15 protein-coding genes are annotated in these 13,890 nt (G+C 65.2%); 4 read left to right on the top strand and 11 right to left on the bottom strand.

Annotation, left to right across the window (positions count from 1 at the left end; translation table 11 throughout):
• Positions 1-112: 112 nt before the first annotated feature.
• Entirely contained in the window at positions 113-931 is an 819-nt protein-coding gene (locus KR541_RS29005; protein ID WP_050011175.1) for a phage tail tip lysozyme, read from the top strand.
• A gap of 194 nt (positions 932-1,125) precedes the next feature.
• Here KR541_RS29005 and KR541_RS29010 read toward each other — a convergent pair whose 3' ends face one another.
• Positions 1,126-1,482 (bottom strand): HrpB1 family type III secretion system apparatus protein, encoded by a 357-nt coding sequence (locus KR541_RS29010; RefSeq protein ID WP_252996693.1) that lies wholly within the window; start codon positions 1,480-1,482, stop codon positions 1,126-1,128.
• 22 nt (positions 1,483-1,504) lie between these two features.
• Complete coding sequence (locus tag KR541_RS29015) at positions 1,505-1,810, bottom strand: hypothetical protein (protein ID WP_050011177.1); 306 nt, start codon at positions 1,808-1,810, stop codon at positions 1,505-1,507.
• Positions 1,811-2,093: 283 nt separating this feature from the next.
• Here KR541_RS29015 and KR541_RS29020 point away from each other — a divergent pair, with 283 nt between their 5' ends.
• Positions 2,094-3,812, top strand: coding sequence for a hypothetical protein (locus tag KR541_RS29020; protein ID WP_216089965.1), 1,719 nt, complete (start codon positions 2,094-2,096; stop codon positions 3,810-3,812).
• Between the two features lie 198 nt (positions 3,813-4,010).
• Complete coding sequence (locus tag KR541_RS29025; protein WP_124630489.1) at positions 4,011-4,865, top strand: methionyl-tRNA formyltransferase; 855 nt, start codon at positions 4,011-4,013, stop codon at positions 4,863-4,865.
• A gap of 156 nt (positions 4,866-5,021) precedes the next feature.
• Here KR541_RS29025 and KR541_RS29030 read toward each other — a convergent pair whose 3' ends face one another.
• From KR541_RS29030 to KR541_RS29050, 6 genes are all read right to left on the bottom strand, one after another.
• Positions 5,022-6,149 (bottom strand): hypothetical protein, encoded by a 1,128-nt coding sequence (locus tag KR541_RS29030; protein WP_216089966.1) that lies wholly within the window; start codon positions 6,147-6,149, stop codon positions 5,022-5,024.
• Positions 6,150-6,303: 154 nt separating this feature from the next.
• Positions 6,304-6,792, bottom strand: coding sequence for an HrpB1 family type III secretion system apparatus protein (locus KR541_RS29035; RefSeq protein WP_050011181.1), 489 nt, complete (start codon positions 6,790-6,792; stop codon positions 6,304-6,306).
• Positions 6,793-7,267: 475 nt separating this feature from the next.
• On the bottom strand, positions 7,268-7,747 hold the full coding sequence (locus KR541_RS37110; protein ID WP_482830548.1) for a phage integrase central domain-containing protein: 480 nt from the start codon (positions 7,745-7,747) through the stop codon (positions 7,268-7,270).
• A complete protein-coding gene (locus KR541_RS29040; protein WP_050011182.1) occupies positions 7,650-7,916 on the bottom strand; it encodes a hypothetical protein in 267 nt (88 codons plus the stop codon). The genes KR541_RS37110 and KR541_RS29040 overlap by 98 nt, the downstream gene beginning before the upstream one ends.
• 4 nt (positions 7,917-7,920) lie before the next feature.
• Positions 7,921-9,159: a CaiB/BaiF CoA transferase family protein gene (locus KR541_RS29045; RefSeq protein ID WP_050011183.1), complete on the bottom strand. Its 1,239-nt coding sequence runs from the start codon at positions 9,157-9,159 to the stop codon at positions 7,921-7,923.
• 6 nt (positions 9,160-9,165) lie between these two features.
• The gene (locus KR541_RS29050) at positions 9,166-10,353 is read right to left on the bottom strand and encodes an acyl-CoA dehydrogenase (RefSeq protein WP_216089967.1); all 1,188 of its coding nucleotides are present in this window, start codon (positions 10,351-10,353) and stop codon (positions 9,166-9,168) included.
• 129 nt (positions 10,354-10,482) lie between these two features.
• On the opposite strand from KR541_RS29050, the gene KR541_RS29055 reads away from it, so the two are divergent.
• Complete coding sequence (locus KR541_RS29055) at positions 10,483-11,433, top strand: LysR substrate-binding domain-containing protein (RefSeq protein WP_050011185.1); 951 nt, start codon at positions 10,483-10,485, stop codon at positions 11,431-11,433.
• 88 nt (positions 11,434-11,521) lie between these two features.
• Here the strand turns inward: KR541_RS29055 and KR541_RS29060 are convergent, their stop codons facing one another.
• The 3 genes from KR541_RS29060 to KR541_RS29070 all read right to left on the bottom strand — a co-directional run bounded on the left by KR541_RS29060 (position 11,522) and on the right by KR541_RS29070 (position 13,886).
• A complete protein-coding gene (locus KR541_RS29060; protein WP_050011388.1) occupies positions 11,522-12,115 on the bottom strand; it encodes a malonic semialdehyde reductase in 594 nt (197 codons plus the stop codon).
• Between the two features lie 44 nt (positions 12,116-12,159).
• A complete protein-coding gene (locus KR541_RS29065) occupies positions 12,160-12,696 on the bottom strand; it encodes a cupin domain-containing protein (protein WP_124630493.1) in 537 nt (178 codons plus the stop codon).
• Positions 12,697-12,776: 80 nt separating this feature from the next.
• Complete coding sequence (locus KR541_RS29070; RefSeq protein WP_216089968.1) at positions 12,777-13,886, bottom strand: alcohol dehydrogenase catalytic domain-containing protein; 1,110 nt, start codon at positions 13,884-13,886, stop codon at positions 12,777-12,779.
• Positions 13,887-13,890: the final 4 nt, after the last annotated feature.

The following is a 13,890-nucleotide window of genomic DNA, read 5'->3' on the forward strand; positions in this document are numbered from 1 at the left end:
GCATCCGTCAACGCGCTGTAAGCGCCGGGCAATAAATTAGGTTTCGCAGGCGGCCGCTATCGGCCCTCCATCGGCAGCTGATGAACAACGTCATTCTCACGCGGAGAAAATCATGTCTACCACGGCAGTGCAAGGCTATAACGCCGGTTATCTGAACGGCATCGACGATGTCGGCGGCAGCGGCGGCACGAACGAATCGCAGCTCGCACAACTGCTCGAGTTGCTCATCGAAGAAATCAAGCAGATTCTCGATCCCTCCAGCCAGAATTCAGGCGATGCGGGTGGTGTGGGCGGCGTCGGCGGCGGTACGCCTTCGTACTCCGCGCCGCCCGCCTATGCCGGCGGTGGCGGCGCCGCACCCGCTGGCGTGAGCGGCGGCGGTGGCGGCCAGGGCGGTGGCGGCGCGTCGCCGGGAATAGGCGGCGGTGGAAGCGGTGGCGGCGGCCACGGCGGCGGCAACACGCTGCCCAATGTATCGGGTGGCGACGCCGCGCACGCCATCGCACAGGACCTCAAATCGCGCTACGGCCTGACCGACGCGCAGGTCGCCGGCGTGCTCGGCAACCTGCAGCAGGAAAGCGGGCTGAAAGGCAACGTCAATCAAGGCGGAGCGACAGGCGCGCCCTCCGGCAACTTCGCGGACGACAACGCCAACGGTTGGGGTCTTGCGCAATGGGGCGGCACGCGCAAACAAGGCGAAATCAACTATGCGAAGGAGCACGGACTCGACCCGGGCAGCCTCGAAGCCAACATCGGCTTCATGAATCAGGAACTCGACACGACGTACAGCAAGACGATCACGGACATCAAGCAGACGACGACGGCGGACCAAGCGGCACTGGTCTGGGACAAGGACTACGAACAGGCGACCGATCCGCAAATGGAAAACCGCAACAAGTACGCCGAGCAATTCCTCGCGCAAGGTCTGTGAACGCGAACGCGTCCGCCCCCCCCGGGGCGTTTGAAGCGCGCACGATCCCGCCCGATGTCCGGGCGGGCTTTTTTTGCCCGGCATTTCCCGCCGCGCGACAACGCCGCTCATCGGCAATACATGGACGACACGGATTCGAGGGAAACGACGCGATGGGATTCGCCGAGCGGGGCCGAAGGCCCCGGCAGCGGCCATCAGTCTCTTTCGAGCAGGCGCCGCATGGCAAGGCGCACGTAGGGATCGCTACTGTCCTCGTGCGCCGTCGCATAGCCATGCCACGACGGATCATCGAGGACTTTCAGACAGATTGCCTTCAGTTCGGGCGCGCGATCGTCGGGCAATCCGTTCACGATCTGCCACGCTTCGTGCGGACGCCCGCGCACCAACGCGATCGTCACGGCGAACACGTGCACCTCGCGCGTTTCGGGGTAGACATCGTGCATGCGCGCCAGCAGCGCCTCGGCCTCGTCCAGCTCGTTGGCCTCGATATGCTCGATGATCGCCTGCGCGATGGCCGGCGCATCAGCCGGCAGTTCGGTAAGAAGCTCCATCATGCTCGTCACCGTCCGTGCATCAGGCTGCGCCCGTGCCTGAGGTCAGCGTTCGCACCGCCTCCTTGCCGCCCGCCAGCGCGAGCGCGGTGGCGGCGCCCTCCGGCGTCAGGTTTTCCGCGAGCGCCGTGCCGCCCTCGAGCGCCTCGAGCCCGCCCTTCGCAATGGCCCCCGCCCCCGCAAGGGCTTCCTTCGGGTTGCCGCTCAGCAGCCCCTTGCCGAACGTCGCCGCGCCGTGCAGCGCGTTGCCTACACCATTGAGGACACCCCCGGCAGCCTTGGTGACATCCCCGACTACGCTCTTCACAATATTGCCGATGAAGCTCATTCGTTTTCTCCTTGATCGTGAACGAAACGCGCGTTCGATGAAACGCGCGACACCGAACCGCGTGAAGGCGGCCCTCGTTCCAATCTAATGAATGCGGATGCGAAAGCGTTCGCGCGCGCGAAGCCGCACCGCGAAAACCGAATGAGCGACACCCGCGAGCCGGCTCGGCGGCATGCCGCCGCGAACCCGCTTCGCCAATCCGGACGATGCTTCGCGCGGTTCACGGGAGTGTCATGACCGGCCCGCACAGTCCAGTCCATCTTGTCTCCTGGTCGAGAACATCATGGCGCCCCCACCCAAGCTCGAGTTCCGGTCGCATGCGATCGAATCCGCCGCCCTCACCCGCACGCCGAGCGACCCCGGCCCCTCCACGGGAGCGAAACCCGCGCCGGCGCCGACCCGGCGCGCAAGTGCCGGCGCGCTCATCGACGAACTCGGCAGCCTCGGCAAGCGCCCGTGCGCGGAAGGCCCGCCCGCCGCGCCCGCTGCGCCCGCTGCTCCCCGGCCCGCGGCGGCTATCGCGGCGCAGAAGCCCGGGGTGGACGACATCGGCGCATTCGTGCCGGGTGCCGGCGGCAAGGGCCGGCGCTTCGCCGATTTCGCGCACGCGATGGGCGTCAACCGCAAAGGCATGACGTTGACGGCCTTCGCCGCCAAGCGGCCCGCGAAAGACGGCCTGAACGGCGCATCGACGGCCGCGCACGGACAGTTCGGCTACGACGCGGCGCCCGCCACCGACCTCGTGAACGCGCTGGCCTCGGGCTCGAACGCCGCCGCCGCGCATTCGATTCATAGCCGTTACGAAAACAAGGTCAAGGCGATGCTCGCCGCCGACGTCGAACGCTTCGAGCACCCCGAAAAATGCCCGCCGGGCGCGCCGATCCCCAACCAGGTCGACAACCTGCTGCTGACGAAAAACAGCAACGGAGAATGGCAATACGACAAAGGCAAGCTCTCGCGCATTGCGCGAGACGACGCGCATCCGCTCACGCAGCATGCCCGCGACGTATTGACCGCCATGAGCATCGCGGAGAACAAGGGCAAACAACGTAACGGCGCGCTCTACCAGTCGGTCACGTCCGCCATCGGCCTGACGGCAAGCGGGCTGCTCATAGGCGGCTCGCACGGCGCGCTGGCGCCGCTCGCGGCATCCGGGCACCTGACCAACGCGGTCAAGGAAGCGCTCGATTTGAAGAAGCCGTTTGTCGAAGGACGGCAAAACCTGCGCAATGCGAAGGCCGCCACGATTCAACGCTACGTCGACACGGTATTGGCCCCGCACGACTACACGGGCCAGACGCGGGACGAGCGCCTGCGCGCGGCGCTGCAAACGAGCCGTGCGAAGATCGACGATCTGCGCGCGATGGAGGCGCGGCCGGAGGACGAAGGCTTGCCTGCGGACTTGCGCAGCCCGCAGGCGCAGGCGGGTATCTATGCGTCGCTCTACGACGATGCACGCCGCTATGCCAACGGCACGACGTCGTTCGGCAAGCGCTTGATCTCGGGCATGCACGCTGAAGACAAGGCGAAAGTACACAAGGATGCCGAGCGCGACATCGTGGTCAAGCACATTCTGTCGATGGTCACCCAGAGCATCGGGCGCCTCGATCCAGCCTCGCTTGCAGCGCTCGCGGGTGCCGACATGGCAGTCGATGCATCAGGCTCGCAACGCGCCAGGCAAGCGCTCGCGATCGTGGCCAACCATCCGCGCGCGAGCCGCAATCGGGATCTGATCGCCGCGCACACGCTACTGACGGACAGCGGCATTCCGAAGGGCGAAGCGGCGCTGCTGCTTTCGCAGCTTGCCCGCGCGCGGCGCGAAAAACCGCAAGAAGCGCCGGCGCCGCGCGATACATCGGCTTCCAGCCGGAGCGCCGCCCCGCTGACCGAAAGCGAGCGGCTCAAACAGATCGCCAACATCATCGGGCAGCCCGGCCTCACGGCAACCGCCGCCAAGACGGCGGAGGACGCCATCAAGAAAAACCTCGGGCTGAGGTCTTGACGCGCGGCGCGGCGTCAGGCGCAATAGCGACGCCGTCGCCGCGGCACGCAGTCGGCGATTGATTTGCCGGTTCGCGGCACTCGACGAAACTTCGGAATGCGCGGGCTGTCCTCCACCGTGCGCGCTTACCGTGAAGCGGGGTGGCCGTCATCGCCGCCCATGCCGCCATGACCTTCACTGCGAAAGGGAGAACCGATCATGCGATTCGCGTTCGCCGGCTTCGATCGCTGGCGCGTCGTCTTCGACGCGTTCGTGGCCGCCGGCTGGGAGCCCGTGGCGCTCTACTCGATTCCGGTCGACAACCGGCTCGACTTCAATAGCGAACTCGTCGAGTGCGCGGACAAGCTGCGCATTCCGGTGCAACTGTCACGCATCGACGAAGACGATCTGCGCTGGCTCGCCGAACGGCAATGCGAGGCGCTGATCGTGGCCGGCTACAACTGGAAGATTCCGGCGTGGCAACCCTATCTGCGCCATGCGGCGAACTTTCATCCGTCACCGCTGCCCGACGGGCGCGGCCCGTACCCGGCCATGCGCGCCATCCTCGAGGGGCGGCGCGAGTGGGGCATCAGTTGCCATCGAATCGATGCCGATTTCGATACCGGGGACATCATCGATTCCGAATGCTTTCCGCTCGATGCCGACGAATGGCACGAGACGCTGCAACTGAAGCTGCTGATGGCCGCCCGTCGGCTGGCCACGCGCGTGGCCCGCGACTTCGATCGGCTCTGGAACGAACGGCGTCCGCAAGGCGCGGGCAGCTACTGGCCGCGCCTTGCCGATGCCGAGCGCACGATCGATTTCGCGCGGCCCGTGGCCGAGGTGATGCGCGTCGTGCGGGCCTGCGGGAACGTCGAATCGATCGCGCCGCTCTTCGGCACGACCGTCCACGTGCGGCGCGCCACCGCGTGGCAGGAAGCACACACGTACGAGCCCGGGCAGATCGTGCATCAGTACCGGCGCTGGGTCGTGGTCGCCGCGCAGGACGGCTTCGTCGCGTTGCTCGAATGGAGCCCGCTGAACGCGTCCCTTCGTCAGCAGATGGGGGGCTGAATCCGGACATCGGTTGCGCCGGTAAAAAACGAAGCGGCCGCGCTGCGGTGTTTCGCAGCGCGGCCGCCGATTGTCGTCGATTGTCGCTTCCTGCAGCCCCCGATCGGTGGCCGCTCGGGTCGCCGATCGGGATGATCGCCGGAACGGCCGGCGACGTTACTTCGTGCTGACGCCGGCGATCGTACCCGTGTGAATGCCGGTGATGTTCTCGAAGGCGACCGCGGCGCGCGTCTTGCCCGGCGTCAGCACGTTCGCGCCGCCCAGCGCATCCGACAGCGCCTTGCTCGCGTCGTGGCTGATCTTGCCGCCGCCATGCGCGTTCGCCGTCTGCTGCAGTTGTGCGCCGATCGCCGCCGCATCCGACTGGCTCAGCTTGCCCGACTTCACCGCGTTGGCGAGCGTCTTCGCCGCGGCATTGCCGTCGCCGTGCGACAACGCGCTTTCCATGGCCTGGAAGTCGGCGCCATCCTGCGCGTTGAAGTTGGCCAGCGCCTTGCCTTCATCGGCCATCTGCAGCGGCTTGCCGTCCTTCAAGAGGTCGCCCGTACCGGGCGTGAAGCCTGCCGTCGCGCCCGTCGTCGGCAAGCCACCCGTCGTCGGCAGCATATTGGTGTTCGCCGGAAAACCGCCCGTGCCGGGCAAGCCGCCGGTCGTCCCCGGCTGCGCCGCCGCGCCGCCCGCGCCACCCGTTGCGTTGCCCGCCGCGCCGAGTCCGCCTTGAGCCGCCCATTGGAAATTGCCGACCGCGGACTTGCCGTCGGTGCCCGCCACGTCGTGCGTGTCGATCTGCTGGTAGGCACTCGGGTTCGCGAGCATGGTCTGCGCCGCTTGCTGCACCGTGGGCGGCGTGCCGCCGTCGGCGTTCGTCGCGAGTTTGTACATCGTGTTCGGGTCCGACGCGTTGATGCCATGCTGCCCCATGTACGAGGCCAGCACGCCCGCCGCGTTTTGCACCGTCATCCCCCCGGTGCCGCCCGGCATGGCGCCTGCGCCCCCCATGCCGCCGGGCGCCGCTCCCACACCACCGGGCGTTGCCCCCATACCGCCGGGCATTGCGCCCGCGCCGCCACCGGGCATGCCGCCGGCGCCGCCCGCACCGCCCGGCATGCCGCCGGCCTGCCCGTTCTGCCCGCTCTGCATCTGCTTGAGCAACTGGCTGATGAGGCCGATGAGATCCTTGAGCACGTCCTGCGTCGAGCCCGTCGAGGCACCGTTGGTCAGCCGTTGCAGGTAGCTCGCCGGATCGGTGGGGTAGGTGGTCATATTCGGAACGTTCAGATTCATGATGTTTTCTTCCTGTCGGGTAAGTGTTTGCGTGACCGTGGGTACTACGAAGCAAAGTCAGTCTAGGTTGCTGTCGCTGCTACAAGCGCACCGATGCGAAGGCTGCAATCGAAATGCGAATCGCCCGGCGCGCGGAAAACGTGAAAACGGATGCTCATGCGCGGACCCACGTCATCGACGCGGAGAATCCGCCGTTGTCGGCCGGCACGCCGTGCGTGCTCGCCGGTGCGTCGGTGGACGCAGGCGCTTGAACGCCGACGTCGAGCTTGGCGGCACGCTCGAGCAGACGCGCGCCGATCTTCGCGCCCTCGATGCTTTCGCGCTGGTCGGCCGCGCTGAGCGCATAGCTGTGCCACAGCGGGTCTTCGAGGCCGAACAGACACACCGCCATCAGTGCGGTATGAAGCCCCGAGCGCTTCGCTTCGGTGTCGTCGTCTTCGAGCACGCGGCGCGCGTCGCCCCATGCCTGGCGCCGGACGTAGCGCCACGCGGCGACCGTCCCCGCCCCGGGCCACCTGGGCCAAAGCACGCGGATCGCTTCGAGGAGATCCTCGAAGTCGGCTTCGTCGTCGAGCTGCGAAGCCGTCCACAGCACCTTGGTTAGGCCGCCGGCAATCTCGTCCCTGCATCCTGTGTAAGTCACGATGTCCTCGTCTGCTGGAGTGCTGCAATCAAAAAGCGCACGGCGGCGCCGCGCACAGCCGTGCCGCGCTTGCTGCCGGCTCGTGCGGTGGACGTCCCCTGGCGGTTAGTCTCTTGTATCGGGTCGGCTTTCGCCGACGCGATGCGAACGGAACGATCGGGATGCGAAGCGAGCACGGAGAAGAAAACCGACCGCGGCGATGGGATCGATCGGTGCGATAGGCCGGATCGTTCGCCGTGTATCGAAACGCGGAGGATTTGCTCGATGCTCGGCGTCGAAGAAGGTCCGCCATCGGTCGATACACCCCGGCCATCGGCCAGGCTGTGCCCGTCGAATCGCCACCGGCGACCGATGCAGCGTCCGCAGGCAGTCGGCTCCTGAAATGGAGCGATCACCACGGACAGGAGGCGCAGTCCATGATGTCAGGATGAGCAAGTGCAGAACGCTCGCAGCCCGCCGGGGCCGTTGCTTCAGTTCACGGATGAACGCTGGCGGTTCTTCCCAAGGAAGCGCTGGATGATTGCTTGACGTGCGAACGCTGCTTCGAGCGTGGCAACACAAGCTGTAGATGATCGACGTACCGCGCCGGATTCGCGCCGGTGCGATGGCCCAAGACCATTTCGGCGTCGAGTATTGCGTTGATACGGCCGCGTACGCGACGGGCGGTTTCTGGCTTCTTCGTCCATATCGCTTGGAGCCGCAGAAGCCGCCGGAATGCGCGCAAAGCCATGACTGGCGGAAGGCAGCCGATTCCAACCACCGCTTGGACAGGGCCGGCAGGTAAGACTCCCGCGATCGCAAATGGCTTCCTGCCCACGATCCTACCCATATTCGGCGCGGCGGCAATCCAACTCATACTAAAGTGCGCCAAGGCCAAGCTCTTCCGATTCATACTTGGCGGATCGGATCGCCTCATAGAAGCTCGATTCGATCGCGACTTCCTTCCGGTCGACATGAACGACCCACGCGTTGAACATGAAGCGCCAGCGGATGCGCCGCTCTTCGAGCATCGCCGCAAACCATCTCCATACCGAAGCATCGTCCGCGTTCGCGGTAGCCGCGGCAACCATTCGTGCCTCGCAGATTGCCTCCCAGCCCAGTGAAGGATCGCATATCGAAATCATGATGTCAGATGATTTTTCGCTCGTGCAATGCGTCGATCTCTTCTTCTCTCAGTCCCAGCCATGCGCCCAGGATCTCATCGGTCTGTTCGCCGAGCCGCGGCGGCGGACGAAGATACTGGACCGGCGAATCGGACATTCGGATCGGATTCGCCACGAGCGGCACGCTGCCGGCCGATGCATGCGGCATCTCGATACGAATGCCGCGCGCCTTGACCTGTTCGTCCGCGAATACCCGGTCGAGCCCATTGATCGGCCCGCACGGCACGCCCGCCTCCTCCATCGCGATGACCCACTCGTCGGTCGACCGGCACGTGGTCACTGCGCCAATCAGCGCGACCAGTTCGTCGCGATGCTGTACGCGTAAAGGATTCGTCGAGAAACGTGCATCGCTCGCCCATTGCGGCTGACCGAGCACCGCACAGAGACTGGTGAACTGGCTGTCATTGCCGACCGCGATGATCATGTGGCCATCGGCCGTCGGAAAGTCCTGGTATGGCACGATGTTCGGATGTGCGTTTCCCATCCGCCGCGGCACGATGCCGCCGACCAGGTAATTGGCGGCCTGGTTCGCGAGCGCGGCGATCTGCACGTCGAGCAGCGCCAGATCGATGTGTTGTCCGCGCCCCGTGCGCTCACGATGGGCAACGGCGGCCAGCACGGCAACGGTCGCATACAGCCCCGTCATCACGTCGGTCAGCGCGACGCCGACCTTCACCGGGCCGGCACCTTCCGTGCCGTCGGCGCGCCCCGTCACGCTCATCAGGCCGCCCATCCCTTGTATCAGGAAGTCGTAACCGGCACGTGACGCATACGGGCCCGTCTGCCCGAACCCGGTAATCGAGCAGTAGATCAGGCGCGGGTTCTCGGCGCCGAGCGTCGCGTAATCCAGCCCGTACTGCGCAAGGCCACCGGCCTTGAAATTCTCGAGCACGATATCGGCCTGCTGCGCGAGTTGCCGAACCAGCGACTGACCGTCCGGCCGGCTCAGATCGACCGCGATCGAGCGTTTGTTGCGATTGGCGCTCAGGTAGTACGCCGATTCGCCCGTCGACTGTCCGTCTTCGTCGAGGAGCCACGGCGGGCCCCACGCCCGCGTGTCGTCGCCCGTCCGGGGCCGCTCGACCTTGACGACATCGGCGCCGAGATCGGCGAGAAGCTGGCCTGCCCACGGCCCGGCCAGCACCCGCGACAGATCGAGTACGCGGAGGCCGGCCAATGCGCCTTGCTGTGCGATCGTTTCCATGGCGGCTCAGAATGCGGCAATGCCGGTGATCGCCCGGCCGAGGATCAGCGCGTGGATGTCGTGCGTACCCTCATACGTGTTCACGACTTCAAGATTCACGAGGTGCCGTGCGATGCCGAATTCGTCGCTGATCCCGTTTCCGCCCAGCATGTCCCGCGCGACCCGCGCAATGTCGAGCGCCTTGCCGCATGAATTGCGCTTCATGATCGACGTGATCTCGACGGCCGCCGTGCCTTCGTCCTTCATCCGGCCGAGCCTCAGGCAACCTTGCAGACCGAGCGCGATCTCGGTCTGCATGTCGGCAAGCTTCTTCTGGATCAGTTGATTCGCGGCAAGCGGCCGGCCGAACTGTTTGCGATCGAGCACGTACTGCCGAGCGCGATGCCAGCAATCCTCGGCAGCGCCGAGCGCGCCCCACGCGATACCGTAGCGCGCGCTGTTCAGGCAGGTGAACGGCCCCTTGAGACCGCGGACTTCCGGAAACGCGTTCTCTTCCGGGCAGAACACGTCGTCCATCACGATCTCGCCGGTGATCGACGCACGCAGCCCGACCTTGCCGTGAATCGCCGGCGCCGACAAACCCTTCCAGCCCTTCTCCAGCACGAAGCCGCGAATCGCGCCTTCGTCGTCCTTCGCCCAGACGACGAAGACGTCGGCGATCGGGCTGTTCGTGATCCACATCTTGCTGCCTGTCAGGCGATAGCCGCCGTCGACCTTTCGCGCGCGCGCCGCCATGCCGCCGGGATCGGAACCGTGATTCGGCTCGGTGAGCCCGAAGCAGCCGACCAGTTCCCCCGATGCCAGCTTGGGCAGGTATTTCTGGCGGATCGCTTCATTACCGAATGCATGAATCGGCACCATCACGAGCGACGATTGCACGCTCATCATCGAGCGATAGCCGGAATCCACACGTTCGACCTCGCGCGCGACGAGGCCATAGCTGACGTAGTTGCTCCCCGCGCCGCCATAGGTGTCCGGAATCGTGATGCCGAGCAGGCCGAGTTCGCCCAGCTCGCGGAAGATCGCCCGATCGGTCTCCTCGCGACGAAAAGCATCCAGCACGCGCAGTGCGAGCCGCTCCTGACAGTATGCGTTCGCGGAATCGCGCACCATGCGCTCCTCTTCGTCGAGCTGCTGGTCGATCAGCAGCGGGTCGTCCCATTGAAACGAATTCGATTTGTGTGCATTGGTCATTTGTTGATCGCCCGCGTGAAGGTGTTACGCCAACTTTATTCGCCACGTAGCGCCAAAACAAACGATTTGTTTGCACCGACATGTGCAAAAATATCACTCGTTAATTTCATTACTACCTGGACACGCATCATGCGCCGCACGATCCCCTCCACAACGGCCTTGTCCGCATTCGAGTCCGCCGCTCGCCACCAGAGCTTCACAAAAGCGGCGGACGAGCTCGCCGTCACGCAAAGTGCGATCTGTCGTCAGATCGGTGTGCTCGAGGAATTTCTCGGCGTGAAGCTGTTTCGGCGCACCCGACGCGGCGTGACACTGACCGAAGCCGGTGCGGCGTACAGCCGCCGTGTGGCATCGAGACTCGATCAGATCGAATACGACGCGCTGGAGATGATGGCGACGGGCGGCAAAGGCGGTACCCTGGAGCTCGCGGCCGTGCCGACCTTCGCAACCCGTTGGCTGCTGCCGCGCATGCCGGCGTTCATCGATACGCATCCGGACATCGCCGTCAATCTGACCGCCATGCCGCGTCCGTTCATGTTCGATGCGACAGGGTTCGACGCGTCGCTCCACGCAGGCCCCGCGCCGTGGCCCGGTACGGCCGGCGATTTGCTGATGCAGGAAAGCGTGATCGCGGTCGCCAGCCCGAAGCTGGTCGCGTCGCGCACCCAGCCGACCCAGGCGGACTGGCGGCGCTATCGGTTGCTGCAGCAAAGTACGCGGCCGTACGCATGGCGCGAGTGGTTCGCGGCGCAAGGACTCGAAATGGAAGGCGACCTGTCCGGACCGCGTTATGAACTGTTCTCGATGCTTGCGGAAGCGGCGTCGAGCGGAATCGGAATCGCACTGATTCCTCGCCTGCTCGTCGAGGACGAACTATCGAGAGGGACGCTGGTTCAGGTCGGTCGCTACGAACATCCGACCGGGAATGCGTACTTCCTGATCTACCCGGAAGCCAAGGCGGAAAGCTCGACGCTGGCGGCGTTTCGGGAATGGCTGAGCGGCGAAGCGCGACGATACAACGAGAACATTGCGCACATGGCTCAATCACGCGGTGCTCGGCATCACCGGCGCGCACAGTGACTGCATCTGATCGAAACAGCGTTTCGCAAGTGTGCGCCTCAGCTGAAGCGTATGGGCGGCGAACCGGCTTCGTCGCCGCGCCTATAACCTACAGAACCTCGCAAGCGTCGTCGAAATCGAGCCGCGGGCTGCGGGGAAACAGGCCGTCCGGATCGCCATACCCGAGGCAGCAAAGAAAGTTCACGCGCAGTGCCGTCCCGTCGAAGAACAACTGATCGACCCTGGCCGCGTCGAACCCCGAGAGCGGCCCGCAGTCGAGACCGAGCGTGCGCGCCGCCATGATGAAATAGCCACCCTGCAGCGAGCTGTTGCGAAAGCATGTATCTCGCGCCAGCTCCGGTTGCTCGATGAACATCTTCCCTGCACCCGGCCGATGCGGAAACAGCTTGTCGAGCTGCGTGTAGAACGCCACATCCTGCGCAATGATCGCAACGACCGGCGCGGTACGCACTTTCTCGACGTTCCCCGTAAAAACAGCCGACAACAACTTTTCGCGCGCCAGCAGCGACCGCACGAACACGACGCGCATCGGCGAGCAGTTCATGCTCGTCGGGCCCCATCGGGTCAGTTCGTACAGGTCACGCAGCACCGCATCGGGCACCGCTCGGTCCAACCACGCGTTCTGGCTGCGTGCGTCGGTAAATAGCTGCTGGCGCGCGCGGGTATCGAGCGGCTCGCTCATTCCGTTTTCCTCCAGATCGACCATCGAAAGGCCATGCGCGCGCATCACGTGCGCGTCGCACCGACCATGAAGAACGCCACGATCGCCGGGCTGTTCCCCTTGTTGCGCCATGCGTGGCGCGTGCCGTTCTGCACGACGACATCCATTGGCCCGAGCCGGGTCGCCTCCCCGTCATCGAGCTCCAGCCAGATCTCTCCCGACAGCACGATCGCATAGTCGACCGTTTCGGTCGCATGCATGCCTGGATGGTCAGGCTCGAACGTCGCTGCAAGATCCGGCATGCGCGCGACACATTCGTTTGCCGCTGCTGCCGGATCGAACTGCGGAGCCGCCATGACCTGATCCGGCGGAAAGGTGACGACCAGGAGACTGGTCGCGCCGGCCGGCGGAATCAGGGTGTCTTTTCCGATCGTCGGATCGACCGTCGTCGCCAGCGACGGAGATGCCGCAGTTGTCCACACCTGTGCGAATGCATGCCCGGGAATGGAGTCGAACAGGACAGTTCGGGGTGTCGGACCATCGGAAACCACAACGGACCGGCCGTGCGGATCACGGCCGGTCACCACGCGTCGAATGTGCATGAGTTGCCTCGCTGTAAGGAAACGCTTTCGGCCGACGACACCCCGGCGCCGATGTGACGCGGAAGTGTCGTCGATGTGCTTTACGGACAGATCACGTAGTTGCTGAAGCCGCCATTGCGATTCTCGATCCCGCCCAGCGCGACATTGATGTCCTCCAGCTTGAACGTGCAGTGTTCGAAGACCGACAGGTCGACGACGCCGGATTCGACCATGTCCGCCATTTCCTGTCCTTGCCCGGCCGTAAACCACGCGGAGCCGCTCAGGCGCTGGTCGTTGTCCATCATGTAGTGAAGATTGACCGGCACGTCGCCGGCGACCGCGCCGACATTGACGAGATGACCGCCACGTCGCAGCGTCTTCAGCGACTCCTGCAGCGTCGTATGCGGTGCGCCCGGCCCGAGCGCATCGATCACCGCATCGACACCTTCCCCGCGCGTGATGCGCGCCGCCCATGCGTCGACCGGCTCGTCATCGAGCGCCAGAATCTCGATGCGATCCGGCGCAATCGCCTTCACGCGCTGAAGCAATTCCTTGTTGCGTGCGGTGCCGAGAATCTTCCGCGCCCCCATTGCGAGCCCGAACAGTGCAACCCCGATGCCGAGCGTCCCGCTGATGCCGTTGACCAGGATCGTGCTGCTCGGCCCGACTTCCGCCTTCTTCAGCGCACGATAGGCGGTGCCGAGATAGCCGAACCGCGCTGCGGTCTCATGGCTCAGGTTGTCGGGTATCTTGACCAGGCTGTATTGCGGCGCGGTCATGAACTCGCACAGCCCGCCGTACGGATAGTCGTCGAAGATGGCCTGCGATCGCTGGCTGAACCCGAAATAGCCGTTGAATGTGTAGTACGGACAGGCCGTGGTATCACCCGAGCGGCACGCGCGGCAACCGCCGCAATAGCGCGCCGGATTCACATAGACGCGGTCCCCCACGTTGAACGCATGGACCTGACTGCCAACCTCCTCGATCACGCCCGTCGCGTCGAGACCGAAAATCGCCGGCAGCCGGGGCAGCGGCAGGTGGGGAAACCATTTCTGCCAGTTGCTCAGCACGTTGCCGAGGTTGGGCACGATCCCGCAAGCCTTGACTCTCACCAGCACGTCGGTCGGCCGCGGCGACGGCACCGGGATGTCCTCCACCACCATCGGTGCGCCGACATCGTGCATACGTGCTGCTCGCATCATCTTCGTCATGTCT

The organism is Burkholderia sola (assembly GCF_905400185.1).
Lineage (GTDB): Bacteria > Pseudomonadota > Gammaproteobacteria > Burkholderiales > Burkholderiaceae > Burkholderia > Burkholderia sola.